The sequence below is a fragment of the Kitasatospora sp. NPDC127067 genome, from assembly GCF_042724755.1.
GTDB classification, from domain to species: Bacteria; Actinomycetota; Actinomycetes; order Streptomycetales; family Streptomycetaceae; genus Kitasatospora; species Kitasatospora lactacystinica.
Genome location: NZ_JBHXEM010000027.1, coordinates 38,638 through 61,082, shown reverse-complemented (window position 1 = coordinate 61,082; position 22,445 = coordinate 38,638). Strand labels below are relative to the sequence as shown.

Annotated in this window: 20 protein-coding genes; 17 read left to right on the top strand and 3 right to left on the bottom strand. The window is 73.8% G+C overall.

What is annotated here, in order from left to right; translation table 11 throughout:
• Positions 1-79 precede the first annotated feature (79 nt).
• Positions 80-1,105: an ATP-dependent 6-phosphofructokinase gene (locus ACFWJ4_RS14685; protein ID WP_359900549.1), complete on the top strand. Its 1,026-nt coding sequence runs from the start codon at positions 80-82 to the stop codon at positions 1,103-1,105.
• A gap of 24 nt (positions 1,106-1,129) precedes the next feature.
• Positions 1,130-1,990, top strand: coding sequence for a bifunctional hydroxymethylpyrimidine kinase/phosphomethylpyrimidine kinase (gene thiD / locus ACFWJ4_RS14680; protein ID WP_380543448.1), 861 nt, complete (start codon positions 1,130-1,132; stop codon positions 1,988-1,990).
• 153 nt (positions 1,991-2,143) lie between these two features.
• Here the strand turns inward: thiD and rpmB are convergent, their stop codons facing one another.
• Positions 2,144-2,329: a 50S ribosomal protein L28 gene (rpmB, locus tag ACFWJ4_RS14675; protein WP_014138233.1), complete on the bottom strand. Its 186-nt coding sequence runs from the start codon at positions 2,327-2,329 to the stop codon at positions 2,144-2,146.
• Positions 2,330-2,611: 282 nt separating this feature from the next.
• Here rpmB and ACFWJ4_RS14670 point away from each other — a divergent pair, with 282 nt between their 5' ends.
• The 10 genes from ACFWJ4_RS14670 (at position 2,612) to mutM (ending at position 12,519) form a co-directional block, all read left to right on the top strand.
• Positions 2,612-4,243, top strand: a complete 1,632-nt coding sequence (locus tag ACFWJ4_RS14670; RefSeq protein ID WP_380543445.1) for a DAK2 domain-containing protein — start codon at positions 2,612-2,614, stop codon at positions 4,241-4,243.
• A gap of 39 nt (positions 4,244-4,282) precedes the next feature.
• Positions 4,283-6,514 carry an ATP-dependent DNA helicase RecG gene (recG, locus tag ACFWJ4_RS14665; protein WP_380543442.1) on the top strand — a complete coding sequence of 744 codons (2,232 nt, stop codon included), beginning with the start codon at positions 4,283-4,285 and terminating at the stop codon, positions 6,512-6,514.
• Positions 6,515-6,617: 103 nt separating this feature from the next.
• Positions 6,618-7,151 carry a hypothetical protein gene (locus ACFWJ4_RS14660; protein WP_359900557.1) on the top strand — a complete coding sequence of 178 codons (534 nt, stop codon included), beginning with the start codon at positions 6,618-6,620 and terminating at the stop codon, positions 7,149-7,151.
• Between the two features lie 90 nt (positions 7,152-7,241).
• On the top strand, positions 7,242-7,826 hold the full coding sequence (gene rsmD / locus ACFWJ4_RS14655; RefSeq protein WP_359900559.1) for a 16S rRNA (guanine(966)-N(2))-methyltransferase RsmD: 585 nt from the start codon (positions 7,242-7,244) through the stop codon (positions 7,824-7,826).
• A 49-nt stretch (positions 7,827-7,875) separates the two neighbouring features.
• The gene (gene coaD / locus ACFWJ4_RS14650) at positions 7,876-8,367 is read left to right on the top strand and encodes a pantetheine-phosphate adenylyltransferase (RefSeq protein WP_359900561.1); all 492 of its coding nucleotides are present in this window, start codon (positions 7,876-7,878) and stop codon (positions 8,365-8,367) included.
• A gap of 186 nt (positions 8,368-8,553) precedes the next feature.
• Positions 8,554-9,780 carry an ATP synthase F0 subunit B gene (locus tag ACFWJ4_RS14645; RefSeq protein WP_380543439.1) on the top strand — a complete coding sequence of 409 codons (1,227 nt, stop codon included), beginning with the start codon at positions 8,554-8,556 and terminating at the stop codon, positions 9,778-9,780.
• 173 nt (positions 9,781-9,953) lie between these two features.
• Positions 9,954-10,598 carry a YceD family protein gene (locus ACFWJ4_RS14640; protein ID WP_380543436.1) on the top strand — a complete coding sequence of 215 codons (645 nt, stop codon included), beginning with the start codon at positions 9,954-9,956 and terminating at the stop codon, positions 10,596-10,598.
• Between the two features lie 2 nt (positions 10,599-10,600).
• Positions 10,601-10,774, top strand: coding sequence for a 50S ribosomal protein L32 (gene rpmF / locus ACFWJ4_RS14635; protein ID WP_030056747.1), 174 nt, complete (start codon positions 10,601-10,603; stop codon positions 10,772-10,774).
• Positions 10,775-10,794: 20 nt separating this feature from the next.
• The gene (gene rnc / locus ACFWJ4_RS14630) at positions 10,795-11,586 is read left to right on the top strand and encodes a ribonuclease III (RefSeq protein ID WP_359900567.1); all 792 of its coding nucleotides are present in this window, start codon (positions 10,795-10,797) and stop codon (positions 11,584-11,586) included.
• Positions 11,587-11,640: 54 nt separating this feature from the next.
• The gene (mutM, locus tag ACFWJ4_RS14625) at positions 11,641-12,519 is read left to right on the top strand and encodes a bifunctional DNA-formamidopyrimidine glycosylase/DNA-(apurinic or apyrimidinic site) lyase (protein ID WP_380543433.1); all 879 of its coding nucleotides are present in this window, start codon (positions 11,641-11,643) and stop codon (positions 12,517-12,519) included.
• Between the two features lie 9 nt (positions 12,520-12,528).
• Here the strand turns inward: mutM and ACFWJ4_RS14620 are convergent, their stop codons facing one another.
• Positions 12,529-13,449, bottom strand: coding sequence for a hypothetical protein (locus tag ACFWJ4_RS14620; RefSeq protein WP_380543431.1), 921 nt, complete (start codon positions 13,447-13,449; stop codon positions 12,529-12,531).
• 320 nt (positions 13,450-13,769) lie between these two features.
• On the opposite strand from ACFWJ4_RS14620, the gene ACFWJ4_RS14615 reads away from it, so the two are divergent.
• From ACFWJ4_RS14615 to ftsY, 5 genes are all read left to right on the top strand, one after another.
• Positions 13,770-15,116 carry a hypothetical protein gene (locus ACFWJ4_RS14615; RefSeq protein WP_380543428.1) on the top strand — a complete coding sequence of 449 codons (1,347 nt, stop codon included), beginning with the start codon at positions 13,770-13,772 and terminating at the stop codon, positions 15,114-15,116.
• A 159-nt stretch (positions 15,117-15,275) separates the two neighbouring features.
• Entirely contained in the window at positions 15,276-15,575 is a 300-nt protein-coding gene (locus ACFWJ4_RS14610) for an acylphosphatase (protein WP_380543425.1), read from the top strand.
• A 424-nt stretch (positions 15,576-15,999) separates the two neighbouring features.
• Positions 16,000-16,203, top strand: coding sequence for a hypothetical protein (locus ACFWJ4_RS14605; RefSeq protein ID WP_045702518.1), 204 nt, complete (start codon positions 16,000-16,002; stop codon positions 16,201-16,203).
• A 155-nt stretch (positions 16,204-16,358) separates the two neighbouring features.
• Positions 16,359-19,985 (top strand): chromosome segregation protein SMC, encoded by a 3,627-nt coding sequence (smc, locus tag ACFWJ4_RS14600; RefSeq protein ID WP_380543422.1) that lies wholly within the window; start codon positions 16,359-16,361, stop codon positions 19,983-19,985.
• Between the two features lie 47 nt (positions 19,986-20,032).
• Positions 20,033-21,268, top strand: a complete 1,236-nt coding sequence (gene ftsY, locus ACFWJ4_RS14595) for a signal recognition particle-docking protein FtsY (protein WP_380543419.1) — start codon at positions 20,033-20,035, stop codon at positions 21,266-21,268.
• Positions 21,269-21,466: 198 nt separating this feature from the next.
• Here the strand turns inward: ftsY and ACFWJ4_RS14590 are convergent, their stop codons facing one another.
• Positions 21,467-22,144, bottom strand: a complete 678-nt coding sequence (locus tag ACFWJ4_RS14590; protein ID WP_380543416.1) for a bifunctional DNA primase/polymerase — start codon at positions 22,142-22,144, stop codon at positions 21,467-21,469.
• Positions 22,145-22,445 lie beyond the last annotated feature (301 nt).

Below are 22,445 nucleotides of genomic sequence, written 5' to 3'. Positions count from 1 at the left end.
TGTGCGTAGGCTTGCGACACCCCAGCCCACCCGCCCGGCGCGGGTGGCCCGACCCACTGCGAGCGGGAGCACACCAGACATGCGCATCGGTGTACTGACCAGCGGCGGCGACTGCCCCGGCCTCAACGCGGTGATCCGCTCGGTGGTGCACCGGGGCACCGACGTCCACGGGCACGAGATCGTCGGCATCCTGGACGGCTTCCTCGGACTGATCGAGGGCCGCACCAGGACGGTCTCGCACGACGACGTCACCGGCCTGCTCACCCTCGGCGGCACCATCCTGGGCTCGGCCCGGGTGCGGCGGGACCGGATCGCCTGGGCGGTCGAGAACGCCAAGACGCTGGCCCGGGAGATCGGCATCGACGCGCTGATCGCGATCGGCGGGGAGGGCACGCTGACCGCCGCCAAGCTGTTCAGCGACGCCGGACTGCCCGTGGTCGGGGTGCCGAAGACCATCGACAACGACATCGACGCCACCGACGTGACCTTCGGCTTCGACACCGCCGTGCACGTCGCGACCGAGGCGATCGACCGGCTGAAGACCACCGCCGAGTCCCACCAGCGCGTCATGGTGGTCGAGTTGATGGGCCGGCACACCGGCTGGATCACCCTCACCGCGGGCATGGCGGGCGGTGCGCACGGCATCCTGATCCCGGAGAAGCCCTTCGACATCGAGGCGGTGGCCCGGATAATCGAGGACCGCTTCGCGCGCGGCAAGAAGTTCGCCATCATCGCCGTCGCCGAGGGCGCCTCCCCGCTGCCCGGCACCATGCGCTTCGACCACGGCGAGGTCGACCAGTACGGCCACCGGACCTTCGGCGGGATCGGCAACCGGCTCGCCCACGAGCTGGAGAACCTGCTCGGCAAGGAGGCCCGCCCGGTCATCCTCGGCCACGTCCAGCGCGGCGGCACCCCGACCGCCCGGGACCGGGTGCTCGCCACCCGGTTCGGCTGGCACGCGGTGGAGGCCGTCCAGCAGGGGGCGTTCGGACACTTCACCGCGCTGCGCCGGACCGGCATCGAACTGCTGCCGATCGGCGACGCGGTGACCAGGCTGAAGACGGTGCCGAAGGACCGCTGGGCGGAGTCCGAGGCGGTGCTCTGAGAGCGCGCCGGTAGGTTGGGGCCCATGGCCCTCCCGTCTCCCACCCCCGCCCCCGGCCGAAGCGCTTCGCACGGCCCCTCCGACGCCACCGCCCGCCTCGCGCCTCCCCGGGTGCTCACCGTCGCCGGCTCCGACTCCGGCGGCGGCGCCGGAATCCAGGCCGACCTCAAGGCGATGCTCGCCCTCGGCGTCCACGGCATGAGCGTGATCACCGCCGTCACCGCGCAGAACTCGCTCGGCGTCCAGGGCTACTGGGAGCTGCCCGCGGAAGCCGTCCGGGCGCAGTTCCGCAGCGTGGTGGACGACATCGGGGTGCAGGCCGTGAAGACCGGCATGCTCGCCTCGGTCGAACTCGTCGAGACCGTCGCCGAGCTGCTGGCCGGGGTGGACGCCCCGGTGGTGGTCGACCCGGTCGGGGTCTCCAAGCACGGGGACGCTCTGCTGGTCGCCGAGGCCGTCGCCACCGTCCGCGAGAAGCTGCTGCCGGTCGCCACCCTGGCCACCCCCAACCTGCACGAGGTGACCCAGCTCACCGGGCTGACCGTCGAGGACGAGTCGCAGATGCTGGACGCCGCCAGGGCGCTGGTCGACCTCGGCCCGCGCTGGGCGCTGGTCAAGGGCGGCCACCTGCCGGGCGAGGCCGCCGACCTGCTGTACGGCGGACCGGACGAGGTGCACTGGTTCCGGGCGCCCCGCTACGACAACCGGCACACCCACGGCACCGGCTGCACCCTGGCCAGCGCGATCGCGGCCGGACTGGCCAAGGGCGAGCCGCTGCCGCGGGCGGTGGCCTCGGCCAAGGAGTACATCACCGGCGCGATCGCCGGGGGCTTCGCCCTGGGCGCCGGCATCGGCCCGGTCGACCACGCCTGGCGCTGGCGCTGAGGACCCCGGAAGACGACAGTGGGCGGGCTCCTGGGAGGAGTCCGCCCACTGTCGGTGGGTCCGGAAAACGGCAGAGCCGGCCACGGAAACAGTGAAGCCGGCTCATCCGAGGATGAACCGGCTCACTGGAGGACCGGCTTGCCGGTCTGCGCGTCAGCGCGAGACCTTACCGGCCTTGATGCACGAGGTGCAGACGTTGAGCCGCTTCGGCGTCCGCCCAATCACAGCGCGCACCGTCTGGATGTTGGGGTTCCAACGACGGGGGGTACGGCGGTGAGAGTGGGAGATGCTGTTGCCGAAGCCCGGCCCCTTGCCGCAGACGTCGCAGTTGGCAGCCACAGGAGTCACTCCAAGACTTCAGATCAGATACTTTCGAAAACCCCGCTCGACCACCAGAACACTCGCGTGGACCAGACCGGACGAGGGGGTGAGCCTGGACGGTTCCAGGCAACCGGAAGAGCATACAACGCTTGCTTCCGTCCCACGAAACTACCATGACCGGCCGAGTGATCGCTCCGGTCGTCGGCCCGGACGGCCCCGCCCGCCCCCCGATAACCTGCCGGTATCACCCCTCGCCGCCGCCCCTCGGGCCACCGCGGCGTCCCATCCGGAGGAGACCTGGTGCTGCACACGCTCGACGCCCCGGCCGTGCGCACCTGGTGCCAGCTCGCCCTGCGGGCGCTCGGCCAGGCCCGCGAGGAGATCGACGCGCTCAACGTCTACCCCGTCCCGGACGGCGACACCGGCACCAACCTCTATCTGACCGTCGAGTCCGCCGCCGCCGAGGTGGAGAGCCGCTTCGCCGACCCCGCCGTCGGGACGGCCCCCGGGCTGGCGGACACGGTCCGGGCGATGGCCCGCGGCGCGCTGGTCGGCGCCCGCGGGAACTCCGGGGTGATCCTCGCCCAGTGGCTGCGCGGGACCGCCGAGACGCTCGCCGAGGGCGGCGGCGCCGACCAGCTGCGGGCCGCCCTGCAACGGGCCGCCGACTCCGCGTACCAGGCCGTCGCGGAGCCCGTCGAGGGGACCCTGCTGACCGTCGCCCGGGTCGCCGCCCGGGAGGCCGTCCGGGCCGGGGACGGGCTCGCGCAGGTCGCCGACACCGCCCACCGGGCCGCCCGGGACGCGCTGCGGCACACCCCCGAGCAGCTCGCCGTGCTGGCCGAGAACGGGGTCGTGGACGCCGGCGGGCGCGGCCTGGTGGCCGTCCTCGGCGCGCTCGCCGACGCCGTCGCCGGGCAGCAGCCGATGGGGCCGGTCGCGCTGCGCGGGGACGTCCGGGCCGTCGAGAGCTGCGAGACGCACCTGCGGCCGCCCGGCCCCGGCCACCCCGCCTTCGAGGTCATCTACCTGCTGGACGCCCCCGACGAGGCGCTGCCCGCGCTGCGCGAGCGGCTCGGCGAGCTCGGCGACTCGCTGGTGGTCGGCGGCGGCGACGGCCTGTGGAACGTGCACGTCCACGTGGACGACGCGGGCGCCGCCGTGGAGGCCGGCGTCGGGGCCGGGCGCCCGCACCAGATCCGGATCACCCACTTCGCCGAGGCCGCCGCCCGCTCCGGCACCGTCGCCGAGCCCGGCGAGCGCGAGGAGCGGGCCCGGGCGGTGCTCTCGGTGGTCTCCGGCGAGGGCCTGGCCGAGCTCTGCGAACAGGCCGGCGCCGTCGTCCTGCACGCCGACCCGGACCGCCCGCCGGCCAGCGCCGAACTCGCCGCCGCGGTGCGCCGCTCGGCCGCCCGCGAGGTCGTCCTGCTGCTGAACGACCCGGAGCTGCGGGCCGCCGCCGGGGCCGCCGCCGACCAGCTGCGCGAGGAAGGAGTGCGGATCGCCGTCCTGCCCACCCGCTCGCCGGTGCAGGGACTGGCGGCGCTCGCGGTGCACGAGGGCGGCCGCCGCTTCGACGAGGACGTGGTCGCCATGACCTCCGCCGCCGGGGCCACCCGGTACGCGGAACTGGCCGTCGCCGAGGGGGAGTCCTGGACGATGGCCGGGGTCTGCCAGGCCGGGGACGTGCTCGGGCTGATCGACGGCGACGTCGCGGTGATCGGCGTCGGGCTGGCCGAGGTCGGCGAGAGCGTGCTGGACCGGATGCTCGGGGCCGGCGGCGAACTCGTCACCCTGATCCTCGGCGAGGGCACCGAGGAGGCGCTCGCCGAGCGGCTGGTCGCCCACGTGCGGCACCGCCGGCCCGAGGTGGACGCGGTGGTCTTCCACGGCGGGCAGGAACCGGCGCCGCTGCTCATCGGGGTGGAGTAGCCGCCGTTCTGTCCGCCCCTTGGTGTAAACAGGGGCCTGATGGGCGCTCTCGATGAACCACTGACCAAGCTCGTCGGCGACCGCACCGCGAAGGTGCTCGCCGACAGTCTCAAGCTGCGCACGGTCGGGGACCTGCTGCACCACTACCCGCGCCGCTACGTCGAACGCGGCCAGCTCACCAGCCTGGACGAGCTGGAGGTCGACGAGCACGTCACCGTGCTGGCCCGGATCGAGAAGGTCACCCTGATCCCGTTCCGCGGCCGCAAGGGCGACCGGCTGGAGGTCGTGGTCACCGACGGCCGCAGCCGGCTCTCGCTGGTCTTCTTCAACCAGGGCTGGCGGCAGAAGGAGCTCAGGGCCGGCGCCCAGGGCCTGTTCGCCGGAAAGGTCGGGGTCTTCAACCGGACCCGCCAGCTGGTCTCGCCGGACTACCAGCTGCTCGACGAGGACACCGGGTCGGACGCCGCGCGGCAGTTCGCCGGCCGGCTCATCCCGGTGTACGGCGCCAGCGCGCAGATGCCCAGCTGGAAGCTGTCGATCTGCATCGAGACCGCGCTCACCAAGCACCTCGGCGACGTCGGCGAGCCGCTGCCCGCCGAACTGCGCGAGCGGCACGACCTGATCCCGCTGCCCGAGGCGCTGGAACTGATCCACCGCCCGCGCGGCCACGCCGACCGCGAGCGCGCCCAGAGCCGGCTGCGCTGGGACGAGGCCTTCGTGCTCCAGGTCGCCCTCGCGCAGCGCCGGGCCGCCGACTCCGCCCTGCCCGCCAAGCCGCGCCGGGCGCGCGAGGGCGGCCTGCTGGACGCCTTCGACGCCCGGCTGCCGTTCACCCTCACCGAGGGCCAGCGGTCCGTCTGCGCCGAGATCGCCGCCGACCTCGCCACCGACCACCCGATGCACCGGCTGCTCCAGGGCGAGGTCGGCTCCGGGAAGACCCTGGTCGCGCTGCGCGCCATGCTCGCCGTGGTGGACGCGGGCGGCCAGGCGGTGCTGCTGGCGCCCACCGAGGTGCTCGCCCAGCAGCACCACCGCTCGATCGTCGAGATGATGGGAGACCTCGCCGAGGGCGGCATGCTCGGCGGCTCCGACCTCGGCACCCGGGTGGTGCTGCTGACCGGCTCGATGGGCGTCCCCGCCCGCCGGCAGGCGCTGCTCGACATGGCCTGCGGGGACGCCGGGATCGCCATCGGCACCCACGCGCTGATCGAGGACAAGGTGCAGTTCCAGGACCTCGGCCTGGTCGTGGTGGACGAGCAGCACCGCTTCGGCGTCGAGCAGCGGGACGCGCTGCGCGCCAAGGGCGAGCAGCCGCCGCACCTGCTGGTGATGACGGCCACCCCGATCCCGCGCACCGTCGCGATGACGGTCTTCGGGGACCTGGAGACCTCCGTCCTGGACCAGCTGCCGGCCGGCCGCTCGCCGATCTCCACCCATGTCGTCCCGGCGCTGGAGAAGCCCAACTTCCTCACCCGGGCCTGGGAGCGGGTCCGCGAGGAGGTCGCCAAGGGCCATCAGGCGTACGTGGTCTGCCCCCGGATCGGGGACGAGGAGCCGGCGGCGGGCCCGGGGAAGAAGCGCCGCAAGGCCGCCGTGGAGGACTTCGAGGAGGTCGGCGACGAGGGCGGCGACGAGGGCGCGGCGAGCGACGAACGGCGGCCCCCGCTCTCGGTGGTGGAGACGGCCGAGAAGCTGGCGAAGGGCCCGCTGAGCGGCCTGCGGGTGGAGATCCTGCACGGCCGGCTCGCGCCCGAGGCCAAGGACGAGGTGATGCGCCGGTTCACGGCCGGCGAGGTGGACGTGCTGGTCGCCACCACGGTGATCGAGGTCGGCGTCAACGTCCCCAACTCCACCGCGATGGTCATCATGGACGCCGACCGCTTCGGCGTCTCCCAGCTCCACCAGCTGCGCGGCCGGGTCGGCCGCGGCAGCGCGGCGGGCCTGTGCCTGCTGGTCAGCGACATGCCCGGGGGCAGCGCCGCGCGGGCCCGGCTGGACGCGGTGGCGGGCACCCTGGACGGCTTCGAGCTGTCCAGGATCGACCTCGAACAGCGCCGCGAGGGCGACGTGCTGGGCCAGGCCCAGTCCGGGGTGAAGTCCTCGCTCAAGGTGCTCTCGGTGCTGGAGGACGAGGAGGTCATCCTCACCGCCCGCACCGAGGCCACCCGGCTGGTCGCCGAGGACCCGCACCTGGCCGCCCACCCGGAGCTGCGCACCGCGCTGGAGAGCCTGCTCGACGAGGACCGCGCGGCCTACATGGAGAAGGGCTGAGCGGCCCTTCGAGGGTCGGATTGTCAGACCCCCGGGAGAGAATGGAGTTGTTCAGGACGCACCTCCAAGGTGCGTACCTGGCACGACACTTGGGGGTCATGCCATGGCATTCCGTCATCTCAACGAGCTCCCGCTGGGCGACAAGGTCTTCCGGATCGAACTCGCCAGCGACGACGACCGCGAGGTCACCCTCACCCTGACCGGCTGGCGCGAGGGGGCGGCCGCCGCACCGCTCGCCTCGGGCAAGCTCCGCCTGCCGGTCGAGGACGTCGCCTCGCTGCGGATCGCGCTCAACCGCGCGCTGCGGGCGCTGGCGATCGTCGCCGACGTCTCCGAGCCCATCCCCGACCGCGACGTGCTGCGCGAGCTGTACCCCGGCCACGGCGCCCCCTGGGTGCCGCAGCACGAGGAGGAACTGGTCCGGCGCTTCCACGACGGCGAGACCATCGCCCGGATCGCCGCCCGGTTCGGCCGCACGCCCGACTCCGTCCGGACCAAGCTGCGCGAGCTCGGGCACGACCCGCGCCGCCCCGAGTTCTGCCCGCCCGACGGCTGCCTGTCCTGGTCCCGCTACGCCTCGCCGGCCCTGCTCGGCGCGGCCCTGCCGCCCCAGGCGGCGGGCTCCGAGGCGAGCTGACCCGTACTCCCCGCAGGCCCCGCCGGTAAGCCCGGCGGGGCCTGCGCCGTATAGCGTGGTCGGGCAGCGACGAAAGGACCTCCCACCACCATGACCCGCGTGATCGCCGGGGCGGCCGGCGGCCGCCGACTGGCCGTACCGCCCGGCCGGGGCACCCGCCCGACCTCCGACAAGGCCCGCGAGGCGATGTTCTCCACCCTGGAGGCGCTGCGCGGCACCCTGCACGGGATCCGGATGCTGGACCTGTTCGGCGGATCGGGCGCGGTCGGACTGGAGGCGCTGTCGCGCGGCGCCGAGCACGTCCTGCTGGTCGAGGCGGACGGCCAGGCGGCCCGGGTGATCCGGGAGAACGTCCGGACGATCGGCCTGCCCGGGGCCGAGGTGCGGGCCGCCAGGGCGGAGAAGGTGATCGCCGGCCCGCCCCCGCAGAGCCCGTACGACCTGGTCTTCCTCGACCCGCCGTACGTGGTGACGGACGAGGAGGTCCGCGAGATGCTGATCACACTCCTGGCCGGGGGCTGGCTCGCGGACGACGCACTCGTCACCGTGGAGCGCAGCACCCGCGGCGGTGGGTTCGACTGGCCCGGGGGTTTCGAGGAACTGCGCTCCCGCCGCTACGGCGAGGGCACGCTCTGGTACGGTCGCGCCGCCGCCGCGGCCGGTGAGCAGAAGTAGCGGGCCGCGGCCCGCAGCAGCCGTCACCCCACGAGGGAGCACACACGCCATGCGCCGAGCCGTCTGTCCTGGGTCGTTCGACCCGATCACCAACGGTCACCTCGACATCATCGGGCGGGCCTCGAAGCTGTACGACGTGGTGCATGTCGCGGTCCTGATCAACCGGAACAAGCAGGGCATGTTCACCGTCGAGGAGCGGATCGGCCTGATCGAGGAGGTCACCGCCGGCTTCGGGAACCTGGTGGTCGAGTCGCACCACGGCCTGCTGGTGGACTTCTGCCGGGAGCGCAACATCCCCGCGATCATCAAGGGCCTGCGCGCGGTCAGCGACTTCGACTACGAGCTCCAGATGGCCCAGATGAACCACGGCCTGACCGGGGTGGAGACGCTGTTCGTGCCGACCTCGCCGACGTACAGCTTCCTCTCCTCGACGCTGGTCAAGGAGGTCGCCTCGTACGGCGGCGACGTCTCGCACCTGCTGCCGGAGACGGTGCACCGCCAGCTGGTGGAGCGGATCGCGGAGCGCAAGGCCGAGCAGTAGGCGCCGTCTGTCCGCTTCTGCCGGTTCGTCATGGATTGTCCCGCGGGCGGCAGACCGGTTCGGCGCAGGCGTTGTGACCCCGCCCGGCAGGGGCCGTACAGTCTGTACTCCTGCCCCGCGGTGAGGTTCACCGCGTCGGGCCTGCCTCCGCCGGACCGTCGGCGGCACACGGAAAGACGAAGCCCCGTGGACGTGCAGAACAAGGTCGACGAGATCGTGGCGGCGGTCGAGAACGCCCGCTCGATGCCGATGTCGGCCTCCTGCGTGGTGAACCGGGCCGAGCTGATCGGCCTGCTCAACAACCTCAGGTCGGCCCTGCCCGCCGAACTCGCCCAGGCCCAGTCGGTGATGGCCGACCACGAGCAGGTGGTGGCGGGCGCCCAGGCCGAGGCCGAGCGGATCATCCAGGGCGCGCACGCCGAGCGCGGCTCGCTGATCTCGGACACCGAGGTGGTCCGCCAGGCCCAGGCCCAGGCCGACCGGATCCTCGCCGAGGCGCGCGCCGAGGTCGACGCCAAGCGGGCCGAGGCCGACGACTACGTGGACAGCAAGCTCGCCAACTTCGAGGTCGTGCTGACCAAGACGCTCGGCGCGGTCGGCCGCGGCCGCACCAAGCTGCGCGGCGACTCCAGCGTCTTCGAGACCGAGTCCGAGTCCGAGGGCGACGGCGAGGAGTTCCGCCCGCAGCGGATCAGCCCGAGCCCCGAGGTGGACGAGTACGTCGATGTGAAGCTCGCCACCCTGGAGAACGTGCTCGGCGCCACCCTGGAGGCGGTCGGCAAGGGCCGGGACAAGCTGCTCGGCAAGCGTCCCATCGACGAGCTGGGCGCCTACCTGGCCGCCGCCGACCAGGCCCAGGAGGCCAAGGAGCGGGCCGAGGCGGTGGCGGCGGGCTTCGCCCACGACCCCGACGGCGGGGACATCGCCTGGTACCGCGAGGACGTCCCGCAGCAGCAGACCTGGCCGGAGCAGACCCCGGCCGCGGCCGGCTGGCAGGCCCCCGGCACCGACCAGTACGCGGCCGCCCAGCAGCCCGGCGGGCAGTACGCCGAGGTGTACGGCGGCGGCTACGACCCGGCCGGCCAGGGCGACCCGTACAACGCCCAGTGGGGCGGGCAGCAGGACGGCTACCAGCAGCAGGGCTACCCGGACCAGCAGCAGGGTGGCTACGGATATCCCCAGCAGCAGCAGGGCTACGCCGCGCAGTCCTACGACGGCTACGCCTACCCCCAGCCGCCGGCCACCCCGCCGGCCGTGCCGCACCAGCAGCAGGGCCAGGGCCAGCCGCAGGGCCAGGGCCAGGGCCAGCAGCAGGGCCAGGGCCAGGCGCAGGGGCAGGGTCTGGACGAGACCAGCTTCTTCGACACCAGCATGATCGACATGACCAGGCTGCGGGAGCTCGGCGGCCGCTGAACCGGCCCCGGCGCGGCCGCGGGGGAGTCTCCCGACGGGACCGAAGTTGGGCCTGGCGGGAGACTCCGGTAGTCTGACCACTCCGGCCTCCCCATGTCCGGCCGTTGGCTTGCCCTCGCAAAGCCGACCTGTATGGGGACTCCCTCGTTGATTCCTATGGAAGTCAGGACACCTTGAACCGCCTCGACCACCGCGACCCCCTCGTGTTCGACACGCACGAGCTCGGTCGGCGTCCGGGCTCGATGCGCAAGGTGAGCCGGACCCTGGAGGCCCCGGAGGGCTTCGGGATCATCGACGTGATCGGCGTGCCGGAGAAGAGCCCGATCGAGCTGGAGCTCCGCCTGGAGTCCGTGGTCGAGGGCGTGCTGGTCACCGGCACCGCCGAGACCCGCGTCGAGGGCGAGTGCGTCCGGTGCCTGGAGCCCGTCGAGTTCGACATCGACGTGGACTTCCAGGAGCTGTACTACTACCCGGAGTCCGACGAGCGCCACCGCGCCCGGACCGCCGGGGCCGAGGACCTCGAAGAGGACTCGGAAGAAGAGACTTACCGTCTGGAGGGCGACTTCTTCGACCTCCGGCCGGTGCTGCGTGACGCGGTGGTGCTCGCACTGCCGCTGCAGCCGGTGTGCCAGGAAGACTGCCTGGGCCTGTGCTCCGAGTGCGGAGCGCGCCTGAGCGACGACCCGGCGCACCACCACGATGCCGTCGACCCCCGGTGGGCGGCTCTGCAGGGACTCTCCGCCGCCCCCGGCGACGAGGGTGACGGATCTAAGAACAGCGACACCCGTGAGGGTCTCGCCGAGAACCAGGAGAAGTAGCCGTGGCTGTTCCGAAGCGGAAGATGTCGCGCAGCAACACGCGCCACCGTCGGTCCAACTGGAAGGCCGTTGTCCCGGCCCTCGTGGCGTGCGACCGCTGCCACGAGCCGAAGCTGGGCCACATCGCGTGCCCGAGCTGCGGCACGTACAACCGTCGCCAGGTCCTCTCGGTCTGATCGGCGGGGTGTACGGATCGATGTCGGACGGTAACTCCACCCGCAAGGCGTCCACCGCCCCGAAGGGTTCCTCTTCGGGCGGCGGCAAGGCCGGCGGGCCGGCTTCGACCGAATACGACGTCCTGGAAGGGCGCCTCGGGTACACGCTCGAGCGCGCCCTTCTGGTACGTGCCCTGACCCACCGCTCGTACGCGTACGAGAACGGCGGGCTGCCCACCAACGAGCGCCTGGAGTTCCTCGGCGACTCGGTGCTGGGCCTCGTGGTGACCGACACCCTCTACCGCGTCCACCCGGACGTCCCGGAGGGCACGCTCGCCAAACTGCGCGCCGCGGTGGTCAACTCCCGCGCGCTCGCGGACGTCGGCCGCGGCCTGGAGCTCGGCACGTTCATCCGCCTCGGCAAGGGCGAGGAGGGCACCGGCGGCCGCGACAAGTCGTCGATCCTCGCCGACACCGTCGAGGCCGTGATCGGCGCCGTCTACCTGGACCAGGGCCTGGACGCGGCCACCGAGTTCGTCCACCGACTGTTCGACCCGCTGATCGAGGAGTCCTCTCAGCTGGGCGCCGGCCTGGACTGGAAGACCAGCCTCCAGGAGCTCACCGCCTCGGTGGGCATCGGAGTGCCCGAGTACGTGGTCATGGAATCCGGTCCGGACCACGAGAAGACCTTCACCGCGGCGGCCCGGGTGGCCGGCGAGGACTTCGGCAGCGGCGTCGGCCGCTCGAAGAAGGAAGCCGAGCAGAAGGCCGCCGAGAGCGCCTGGCGCGCGATCAAGGACAAGTACGCCGACCGGCTGCCCGCCGGGGCGTGACCTCCGAGTAGCCTTCACTCCTGCCGAACCGTACCGAGCAGGAGGCGTCTTCCCGTGCCCGAACTTCCCGAGGTCGAGGTCGTCCGCCGTGGTCTGGCCAACTGGGTCGCCGGGCGGACCGTCGCCGACGTCGAGGTGCTGCACCCGCGCGCGGTGCGCCGCCAGCCGGCCGGCGCGGCCGACTTCACCGCCCGGCTGACCGGCACCACCCTCGGCACCGCGCAGCGGCGCGGCAAGTACCTGTGGGTGCCGCTGGCCGGCACCGGGGCGGGATTCTCGCTGATCGGCCACCTCGGGATGAGCGGCCAACTCCTCGTCCAGGACCCGTCCGTACCCGACGAGACGCACCTGCGGGTGCGGCTGCGCTTCGCCGACGGCGGGCGCGAACTGCGCTTCGTCGACCAGCGGACCTTCGGCGGCCTGGCGGTCGAGGAGGCCGAGGACGGGGACCCCGAGAGCACCCCGGTCTCGATCGCGCACATCGCCCGCGACCCGCTCGACCCGCGCTTCGACGACGCCGCCTTCGCGGCCGCGCTGCGCGCCAAGCGGACCACCGTCAAGCGCGCCCTGCTCGACCAGACCCTGATCAGCGGCGTCGGCAACATCTACGCCGACGAGGCGCTGTGGCGCTCCAGGCTGCACTACGACCGCCCGACCGCGACGCTCACCCGCCCGCAGGCCCTGCTGCTGCTGGCCGCCGCCCGGGACGTGATGACCGCGGCGCTCGCCGTCGGCGGCACCAGCTTCGACAGCCTCTACGTCAACGTGAACGGCGAGAGCGGCTACTTCTCCCGGGACCTCGACGCCTACGGCCGCGAGCAGGAGCCCTGCCGCCGCTGCGGCACCCCGATCCGGCGGGCGGCCTGGATGAACCGCTCCAGCTACTTCTGCCCCCGCTGCCAGCGCGTGCCGCGCACCCGCAGCGGGGGCTGAGGCCCCGCGCTACTTGCGGGTGAGTTCGGGCTCCTCGGCGGCCGGCTCCCCGGGCGTGCCGTGGGTGTCCTGGCCGAAGTAGGCCACCCCGACCGCGGCGATCACCGCGAGCAGGAAGCCGATCACGCCGAGCCAGCCCAGGCCGGCCTTGGAGGAGTCGCCGAGCCAGAGCACGCCGACCGCGCCGGGCAGCACCGTCTCGCCGACCACCAGCGCGGCGGTCGCGCCGTTGACCGAGCCGATCTGGAGCGCCACGGTGTGGATGTACATCCCGCCGATGCCGCCGACCAGGACCGCGTACAGCGCCGGGTCGGAGAGCAGCGAACCGATGTCGAACGGCTCGATGCCGTTGAGGATGCGCACCCCGACGCCCAGGGCGCCGAAGCCGAGGCCGGAGAGCAGGCCGGCGACGATCGCGCCGTTGGCGCCCATCCGCCGGACCAGCAGGCTGCCGCCGACCAGCAGCACGGTGGTGACGATCAGCAGCCACCAGTGGAAGGACATCGCCACGTGGTGGCCGCCCTCCGGTCCGGCCGAGACGGCCAGCAGCACCAGCGCCGAGCAGAGAACGGCGATCGAGGCCCACTCCAACTGCTTGAGCCGGATGCCCAGCAGCTTGATGCTGAGCACCGCGGTGATCACCAGGTTGGCGCTGATGATGGTCTGGGAGAGGAACAGCGGCAGCAGCCGGGCGGCCAGCGCGCCGAGCCCGAAACCGATCAGGTCGAGCACCGTGCCGAGGATGAACTCCCAGGTGACGGCGGCCTTCGCGGTCGAGGACAGGCTCGGGCCGCCGTGCTCGGTGGTCGAGGTGGTGGCGCCCTTGGCGGCCTCCTCCCGGGCGGAGCGGCGGGATCCGACGGCCTGGAGGACCGAGCCGGTGCCGTAGCAGGCGGATGCCGCCACGGCGGTGACGAGGCCGATGATCACCGAGTGCTCCGATCGGGAGTCGAGTCAAGGATTGGCTGAGTAAAGAAAGGGCAATGGGGCCGGTGGTTCGGGACCACTATGCCCGTTCGCACGGTACGGTCGGCACGCCCCCCGGAGTGCCCCGGAACCGGGCCGGGCCTGCCGGAACGTACGTCCGGGGGCCGCAGCCGGTTCCCGCGCGGGCCCCGTCTCGGGGACGGCTGGGGGAAACATCATCCCCGAGGAGGGGAGCGGCCCCGGCGGACGGCGGGGAGCCTTGTCAGTACCAGTATGCGAAGGGTATGGCGTGCTCCGGGGCCGGTCACGGTAGCGTCGGGGGCATGAGAACCCTTGCACGACGTTCCCGGGGCGCCGGGCCGCTTGCCCTGGTGGCGGCGCTGCTCGGGCTGCTGCTCCTGCTGGCGCCCGCGGCCTCGGCGGCCGGCGGACTGAGCGACGCCGCGGCCTCCCTGAAGAAGGGCCGGGTCTACGTCGACCCGGCCATGACGAGCCGCTTCAGCCAGGACCGGGCCGACGCCCTGACCAAGAAGATCGACAAGGCCGACAAGCCGATCTTCATCGCGGTGATCCCCGACTCTCCGGCCTACGCGAAGAGCAACCTCCAGGACCTCCGCACCCTGGTGGGCATCGACGGCGTCTACGCGGTCTGGCACGGCGACAAGTTCGACGCCGGCGGCGACCGCGGCGCGATGGGCGCGGGCCAGCCGCAGCGCATCGCCGGGGCGGCCTTCCGGTCGAACGGCGGCGACATCGACGCCACCCTGAACTCCTTCGTCGACCAGGCCGCCCCGCAGACCAAGGGCACCGGGGTCAACCACAGCACCTCGATCGCCTGGGTGGTCATCCCGCTCGTGCTGGTCGCGCTCGCCGGCACCGGCGTCTTCCTGCTGTTCCGCCGCGCCAAGAAGCGCAAGGAGGAGCAGGCCCGGGCCGAGCTGGAGCAGCTGCGCCGGGTCGTGGACGAGGACATCACCGCCTTCGGCGTCGAACTGGAGCGGCTCGACTTCAGCCCGGCCGCGGCCGACGCCGACGACGCCCAGCGCACCGACTACAGCCACGCCCTGGACTCGTACGAGAAGTCCAAGCGGCTGATGGACGAGGCGAAGAAGCCCGAGGACGTCAAGCAGGTCACCGAGGCGATCGAGGACGGCCGCTTCTCGCTGGCCACCCTGGCAGCCCGGCGGGACAAGCGGCCGCTGCCCGAGCGCCGTCCCCCGTGCTTCATGGACCCGCGGCACGGCCCGTCCGTCAAGGACGTGGACTGGGCCCCGGCCGGCGGCTCCCCCCGCTCCGTGCCGGTCTGCCAGGCCGACGCGGACCGCGTGGCGGCCGGCCTCGACCCGGCGATCCGCACCGTCGACACCGACCAGGGCCCGCAGCCGTACTGGAACGCCGGCCCGGCGTACGCCCCGTACGCGGGCGGCTACTACAGCGGCTTCGGCGGCGGCCTGCTGCCCGGCCTGCTGGTCGGCACCATGCTCGGCTCGATGATGAGCTCCCCGGCCTACGCGGCGGCGCCGATGATGGGCGGCGGCTACCAGGACCAGTACGAGGGCGGCGACTACACCGGCGCCGACTTCAACCCGGCCGACTTCAGCGGCGGCGGCGACTTCGGCGGCGGTGGCGACTTCGGCGGTGGCGGCGACTTCGGCGGCGGGGACTGGTAACCCGCGGCACCGACCGTCCAACTCAGCGGCCCCGCCGGAGCACCGGCGGGGCCGCTGGCGTCCTCGTCCCGGCCGGCGTGCGCGGGGCGGGTCGGCCGGGCGGTGGCCGGGCGGTGGCCGGGCGCGCGGGCCACCGGGGCGTGTCCTAAGGTCGGGGGCATGCACGGTCGCGACGCCCACAGTGAGGAACCGGTCCGGGTGACCGTCTGGGTCCGGGGGAAGGTCCAGCAGGTCGGGTTCCGCTGGTGGACCAGGGCACGGGCGCTGGAGATCGGCCTGACCGGCTACGCCGGCAACCTCGGCGACGGCCGGGTGCAGGTGGTGGCCGAGGGACTCGCGGCCGACTGCGAGCAGCTGCTGGCCCGGCTGCGCGGCCCGGGGACCCCGGGGAACGTCAGCGGCGTCACCGAGATCTGGACGGCCGTCGGCCCCGGTTACGAGGGTTTCGAGATCCGCTGAGCCGCCCCGGGCCGGAGCTCCGGCGAAGCGGGGTGCGGCGTTCCGGGAAAAGATCGGGAACCGGCGGTGTCACGAGGTTGCCATCCGGGCAGACTCGTGGTTGACTCCGCATCGAACGATGATCCACGAGCACGTGGTGGACCCGTCCCGAGACCCCCCAGGCGTGACGACACCGCCGGGCAGGTGACAGGGGCGCGGTAGCGTGCGGTGATCGTGTTGACCCTTTCCGTCTTTGGTGAGACGCTGGAAGCCCGCGCACACGACCGCGTTATCCCGGCAGGCGCATGCCCCCGTGAGCCCAGCTCACGGTGGTTGTGCCGTAGTGCCCAGCCAGCACTTCCGGTGACGCGCCGCGCGTGCGTCCCCCTTCCCCCTAGACCTGAACCGTTCCGGTTCGGTCACTCAGCGTGGAGGACCATTCATCATGGCAAAGGCGCTTCTCGGGTACGTCGGCGGCCCCGACCCGCGAATGCTCTCCGAGATGCGACGGCTTCAGCAGCGCGTCCAGGACCTTGAAGCCGAGCTCCTTCGGATGCAGGCTGAGAACGACGCTCTGACCGCTGTCGCTGACGAGCACTCGCTGCTCAACAGCATCGATCTGGATCAGCGGGAGCCGGCTCTCACCTGAGTCCCGCCCGGTCCTCGCAGATCGACGCCGCTGTGCACTGAGCCGCCCCGAAAGGGACGCAGCTTGCAAGGGACGCCCGGATGTGGCGTCCCTTCGTCGTGTCCGGCGCCGGATAAAGTCGGTTCCTGTCCTGAGTGATCGAGGAGACCGGCCGCGTGCACCTGAAGAGCCTGACGCTGCGCGGGTTCAAGTCCTTCGCCTCCAGCACCACCCTGCGCTTCGAGCCCGGCATCACCTGCGTCGTCGGCCCGAACGGCTCCGGCAAGTCGAACGTGGTGGACGCGCTGTCCTGGGTGATGGGCGAGCAGGGGGTCAAGTCGCTGCGCGGCGGCAAGATGGAGGACGTCATCTTCGCCGGGACCAGCGGGCGCGCCCCGCTCGGCCGCGCCGAGGTCAGCCTCACCATCGACAACGGCGACGGCGCCCTGCCGATCGACTACGCCGAAGTGACCATCACCCGGACCATGTTCCGCAACGGCGGCAGCGAGTACGCGCTCAACGGCGAGACCTGCCGCCTGCTGGACATCCAGGAACTGCTCTCCGACTCCGGCATCGGCCGCGAGATGCACGTCATCGTCGGGCAGGGGCAGCTGGACTCCGTGCTGCACGCCGACCCGATGGGGCGGCGCGCCTTCATCGAGGAGGCGGCCGGCGTCCTCAAGCACCGCAAGCGCAAGGAGAAGGCGCTGCGGAAGCTGGACGCGATGCAGGCCAACCTCAACCGGGTCCAGGACCTGGTCGCCGAACTGCGCCGCCAGCTCGGGCCGCTCGGCCGGCAGGCCCGGATCGCCCGCCGGGCCGCCGGCATCCAGGCCGACCTGCGCGACGCCCGGCTGCGGCTGCTCGCCGACGACCTGTGCACGCTCCGCCGGGCCGTCGAGGCCGAGATCGCGGACGAACTGGCGCTGCGCCTGCGCCGCACCACCGTCGAGCAGGAACTGGCCCGCGCGGTGCAGCGCGAGAGCGTCCTGGAGGCGCAGGTCCAGCGGCTCGGACCCGGCCTGGAGACCGCCCGGCAGACCTGGTACCGGCTCTCCGCGCTCGCCGAGCGCACCCGCGGCACCATCGGGCTGGCCGAGGCCCGCGCCCGGCACGCCGTCGCCGGGGACCGGGGCGAGGAGCGGCGCGGGCGCGACCCCGAGGACCTGGAACAGGAGGCCGGGCGGGTCCGCGAGGAGGAGGCCGCGCTGACCGGGGCGCTGGAGGAGGCCCGGTACGCGCTGGCCGAGGCGGTCGAGCGCAAGGACGGGCTGGAACGGGAGCTGGCCGACGAGGAACGCCGGCTGCGCGACGCCGCCCGGGCCATCGCCGACCGCCGGGAAGGCCTGGCCCGGCTGCAGGGGCAGGCCGCCGCCGCCCGCTCCAGGGCCGCCGCGGCGCAGGCCGAGATCGGCCGGCTCGCCGAGGCCAGGGACGAGGCGCTGCTGCGTGCCGAGTCCGCCCGGGCCGAGCTGGACGAACTCCGGCAGCAGGTGGACGGCGCGACCGGGGACGACGAGCAGGCCGAGGCCGGGTACCGGCGGGCGCGCGAGCGGCTGGCCGCCGCGGAGGAGGGGCTGGCCGCGGCCCGGGAGACGGCCGGCGCCGCCGAGCGCGAGCGGGCCGCCCTCACCGCGCGGCACGAGGCGCTCTCCCTCGGGCTGCGCCGCAAGGACGGCACCGGCGCACTGCTGGAGGCGGGGGAGCGGCTGGGCGGGATGCTCGGCCCGGCGGCCGCGCTGCTGCGGATCGACGCGGGGTACGAGGTGCCGCTGGCCGCGGCGCTCGGCGCGGCGGCCGACGCGGTGGCCGTCGACTCGCCGTCCGCCGCCGCCGGGGCGCTGCGGCTGCTGCGGGCCGAGGACGCCGGCCGGGCCGCGCTGCTGATCGCCGGCGCCGCCGAGGTGGCCCAGGCGGCGGGGGAGTTGCCGGACGGGGCCCGCTGGGCGGCCGAACTGGTGGACGGCCCCGAGGAGTTGCTCGGTGCGGTCCGGCGGCTGCTGGCCGGGGTGGCGGTGGTCGAGGATCTGGACCAGGCGCTGCGGCTGACCGCCGCGCAGCCCGGAGTCTGCGCCGTCACCGCGGACGGGGACCGGCTCGGCGCCGGCTTCGCCCAGGGCGGGTCCGGCGGTGCGCCGAGCCTGCTGGAGACCCAGGCGGCGGTGGACGAGGCGGCCCGGGCGATCGGGGAACTCACCGACCGCTGCGCCGAGTCGGCCGAGCGGCTGGCCGAACTCGCCGAACAGCGGCGGGAGTCGGCCGCCGAGGTGGAGCAACTGGCCGAGCGGCGGCGGCAGGCGGAGAAGGAACGGGCCCAGGTCGCCGGGGCACTCGGCCGGCTCGGCGGGCAGGCCCGCGCCGCCGCCGGGGAGGCCGAGCGGCTGTCGGCCGCCGCCGCGCGGGCCGAGCAGGGGCTGACCGAACTGCTCGACGGCGCCGAGGAACTGGCGCAGCGCCTGGCCGCCGCCGAGGATTCGGCCCGGGCGGGCCAGGACGAGCCGGACACCGCCGAACAGCAGCGCCTGGCCGCGGCCGCGAGCGCCGCCCGGCAGGCCGAGCTGGAGGCCCGGCTCGCGGTGCGCACCCACGAGGAACGGGTCCGCGCCCTGGCCGGCCGGGCCGACCAGCTGGACCGCGCCGCCCGCGCCGAACGCGAGGCGCGCGCCCGGGCCGCCGAGCGCCGCCGGCGTGCCGAGCACGACGCCTCGGTGGCGAACGCCGTCGCGGCGGGCGCCCGGCAGCTGCTGGCCTGCCTGGAGGTGTCGCTGGCCCGGGCGGATGCCGGGCGGGTGGCCGTCGAACAGGCGCGGGCCGAGCGTGAGCACGAGCTGCGCGAGCACCGCGAGCACGGCCGCGGGCTCAAGGAGGAGCTGGACAAGCTGGTCGACGCCGGGCACCGGGACGAGGTGCTGCGGGCCGAGAAGCGGCTGCGGATCGAGCAGCTGGAGGCCCGCGCGCTGGAGGAGTTCGGCATCGACGGCGGCGAACTGCTCGCCTCGTACGGGCCCGACCAGCCTGTCCCGCCCTCGCCCGCGGCGCCGGCCGCCGATGTCGCCGTCAGTGTCGCCGCCGAGGAGGGGAAGGAGCCGGGGGAGCCGTACCCGTACGTCCGGGCCGAGCAGGAGAAGCGGCTGCGGGCGGCCGAGAAGGCCTACCTCCAGCTCGGCAAGGTCAACCCGCTGGCGCTGGAGGAGTTCGCCGCGCTGGAGGAGCGGCACCGGTTCCTCGGCGAGCAGCTGGACGACCTCAAGCGCAGCCGGCGCGACCTGCTGGACATCGTCCGGGACGTGGACCAGCGGGTCGAGCAGCTGTTCACCTCGGCCTACCACGACACGGCCGCCCAGTTCGAGGGCGTCTTCGCCCGGCTCTTCCCCGGCGGGGAGGGCCGGCTGGTGCTGAGCGACCCGGACAACATGCTCACCACCGGGGTCGAGGTGGAGGCCCGCCCGCCGGGAAAGAAGGTCAAGCGGCTGTCGCTGCTGTCCGGCGGCGAGCGCTCGCTGACCGCGGTGGCGCTGCTGGTGGCGATCTTCAAGGCCCGGCCCAGCCCGTTCTACGTGATGGACGAGGTGGAGGCGGCGCTGGACGAGACCAACCTGCGCCGGCTGATCGGGATCATGGAGGAGCTGCGGGAGAGTTCCCAGCTGATCGTGATCACCCACCAGAAGCTCACCATGGAGTCGGCCGACGCCCTCTACGGCGTGACCATGAAGGGCGACGGCATCTCGCAGGTGATCAGCCAGCGGCTGCGCGAAGAGCACCGGGAGCGCCGGCCGCGAGCCGGACGAACCGCGTCGGTGTAGGGCGGCTGCGGTCCATCCGGGCTCCGGTCGCGGATACTGGAGCAGTTATGGAATACGTGATCCTTGCCGTAGTCATCGCCGTGGTCGCCGTCGGCGCGATCGCCGGCCTCGTCGTTTCCGGCAGACGACGCCAGCAGCTGCCCCCGAAGTCGCAGGCGCCGGTCATCACGGCGCCGAAGCCGACCCCGCAGGAGCCCCAGGTCGGCGAGGAGTCCGCGCCGCCGACCGAGGCGCCCCGCCGCACCATCGAGGAGGTGGAACTCCCGGCGGAGGCCGGCGCGCCGGAGGCCCCCGAAGCCGTCGAGGCCCCCGAGGTCGTGCCCGCCGAGGCCGAGGCGGCGCCCGCCGTCGAGGTTCCCGAGCCCACCGCCGGCCGGCTGGTCCGGCTGCGCTCGCGGCTGTCCCGCTCGCAGAACTCGCTCGGCAAGGGACTGCTCTCGCTGCTCTCCCGGGAGCACCTGGACGAGGACACCTGGGAGGAGATCGAGGACACGCTGCTCACCGCCGACGTCGGCGTCGCCCCCACCCAGGAGCTGGTCGAGCGGCTGCGCACCCGGGTGAAGGTGCTCGGCACCCGTACCCCCGACGAGCTGCGCGCGCTGCTGCGCGAGGAGCTGGTCGAGCTGGTCGGCAAGGACGCCGACCGCACCGTCCGCTCGACCAGGCACGAGGAGGGCCCCGCGGTGGTCCTGGTGGTCGGCGTCAACGGCGTCGGCAAGACCACCACCACCGGCAAGCTGGCCCGCGTCCTGGTCGCCGACGGCCGCACCGTGGTGCTCGGCGCCGCCGACACCTTCCGTGCCGCCGCCGCCGACCAGCTCCAGACCTGGGGCGAGCGGGTCGGGGCGCGCACCGTGCGCGGCCCGGAGGGCGGGGACCCGGCCTCGATCGCCTTCGACGCGGTCAAGGAGGGCATCGCCGAGGGCGTGGACACCGTGCTGATCGACACCGCCGGCCGGTTGCACACCAAGACCGGCCTGATGGACGAGCTGGGCAAGGTCAAGCGGGTCGTCGAGAAGCACGGCCCGGTGGACGAGGTGCTGCTGGTACTGGACGCCACCACCGGCCAGAACGGCCTGATCCAGGCCCGGGTGTTCGCCGAGGTGGTCGACATCACCGGCATCGTGCTGACCAAGCTGGACGGCACGGCCAAGGGCGGCATCGTGGTCGCCGTCCAGCGCGAGCTGGGCGTGCCGGTCAAGCTGATCGGCCTGGGCGAGGGCGCGGACGACCTGGCTCCGTTCGAGCCGGGGGCGTTCGTGGACGCGCTGATCGGCGACTGACGCCCCGCGCGCGCCGGAAAGGCGCGAAGGGCGTACGAAGAGCGCAGGAAGGGCCCGCTCCCCTCTCGGGGGGCGGGCCCTTTCGCGTGCCCGGAGCCGGGCGGTGCGCCGGTTCCGTCGCGGTGGCCCCGGCGGTGGCCGCTCGGACGGCTGCCCGGGAGCGGGCCCCGGCGCGGCGACCGGCAGGGACCGGTCGGGTCAGGAGGCCATCCAGGCCGGCTCGGCGGTGCGCTCGCGGCTGCGGTGGCAGGCGTAGGCGAGGGTGCCGAGCAGCAGCCGGGCCTCGGGCGGGCAGCCCGCGTTGTCGCGGGTGGGGCGGCGCAGCCAGCGGACCGGGCCGAGGGAGCCGAGGACGGTGGGCGGGGCGGCGACGTAGCCGCCCTCGCCGTGGCAGACCAGGTCGAGCGCGGCGTCGTCCCAGCCCATCCGGTACAGCAGGTCGGGCAGGCGCCGGGCGGTGTCGGCGGCGACCAGGAACTGGAGCCGGCCGGTGGGGACGGCGAGCACCGGGCCCACCTGGGTGCCCATCCGCTCCAGCCGGACCAGCGCCTGGAGCCCGGCCTGCTCGGGGACGTCCAGGACGTCGAAGGCGCGGCCGGTGGGGAACAGCACCGAGCCCTCGGCGCGGGCGCCGCGGGCCCGGCCGCCGCGGCCGGGCCCGGGGTGCGGGCCGGGCGCGGCGCAGCGGGGGGAGCCGCAGGGACAGCGGGTCGGGGCGGTGGCGCCGGTGACCGGGTCGCCCGTGGCGACCGCCCAGCCCCAGCGGCCGGTGTACTCCGCGGCGGCCTGGGACGCGGTGACCTTGGTGCGGCGGCGCGCGCCCAGCGGTGCCAGCCGCAGGTGCCCCAGTCGAAGTTCGCCGAACAGGTTGTCCATGCCTCCCCCAACAGGTTGTCGTTGCCGATGGTTACGGGACGGTGACTGTGTGTCGATTGTCAGCTCTGTGGTGCGTAGTGCAGTGGCGGCGCGCAGCGCGTGGTGTGCGCCTGTTCCGCCGGTGCGCCTCGGGCGCCGCCTTGTGGGGGCGGCGCCGATGCCGGATCGTCGGGTGCGTGGGGCTGTCGCCGTCCCGAGTGGACGGTGAACTCGCCTGTGGCTGCGGTGGGTTGCGAGGTCCGCCGGGTCCTCCGGGATGCGCCGGGGGACTTGGCGGCCCGCATATGCCGAGCCGTCGGGA

What these genes read in the sequence shown, in the direction of transcription:
- ACFWJ4_RS14685 (WP_359900549.1), top strand. Translation starts at nt 80, where the DNA reads ATGCGCATCGGTGTACTGACCAGCGGCGGCGACTGCCCCGGCCTCAAC.
- thiD (WP_380543448.1), top strand. Translation starts at nt 1,130, where the DNA reads ATGGCCCTCCCGTCTCCCACCCCCGCCCCCGGCCGAAGCGCTTCGCAC.
- recG (WP_380543442.1), top strand. Translation starts at nt 4,283, where the DNA reads ATGGGCGCTCTCGATGAACCACTGACCAAGCTCGTCGGCGACCGCACC.
- ACFWJ4_RS14660 (WP_359900557.1), top strand. Translation starts at nt 6,618, where the DNA reads ATGGCATTCCGTCATCTCAACGAGCTCCCGCTGGGCGACAAGGTCTTC.
- rsmD (WP_359900559.1), top strand. Translation starts at nt 7,242, where the DNA reads ATGACCCGCGTGATCGCCGGGGCGGCCGGCGGCCGCCGACTGGCCGTA.
- coaD (WP_359900561.1), top strand. Translation starts at nt 7,876, where the DNA reads ATGCGCCGAGCCGTCTGTCCTGGGTCGTTCGACCCGATCACCAACGGT.
- rnc (WP_359900567.1), top strand. Translation starts at nt 10,795, where the DNA reads ATGTCGGACGGTAACTCCACCCGCAAGGCGTCCACCGCCCCGAAGGGT.
- ACFWJ4_RS14615 (WP_380543428.1), top strand. Translation starts at nt 13,770, where the DNA reads ATGAGAACCCTTGCACGACGTTCCCGGGGCGCCGGGCCGCTTGCCCTG.
- ACFWJ4_RS14610 (WP_380543425.1), top strand. Translation starts at nt 15,276, where the DNA reads ATGCACGGTCGCGACGCCCACAGTGAGGAACCGGTCCGGGTGACCGTC.
- ACFWJ4_RS14605 (WP_045702518.1), top strand. Translation starts at nt 16,000, where the DNA reads ATGGCAAAGGCGCTTCTCGGGTACGTCGGCGGCCCCGACCCGCGAATG.
- ftsY (WP_380543419.1), top strand. Translation starts at nt 20,033, where the DNA reads ATGGAATACGTGATCCTTGCCGTAGTCATCGCCGTGGTCGCCGTCGGC.
- ACFWJ4_RS14590 (WP_380543416.1), bottom strand. Translation starts at nt 22,144, where the DNA reads ATGGACAACCTGTTCGGCGAACTTCGACTGGGGCACCTGCGGCTGGCA.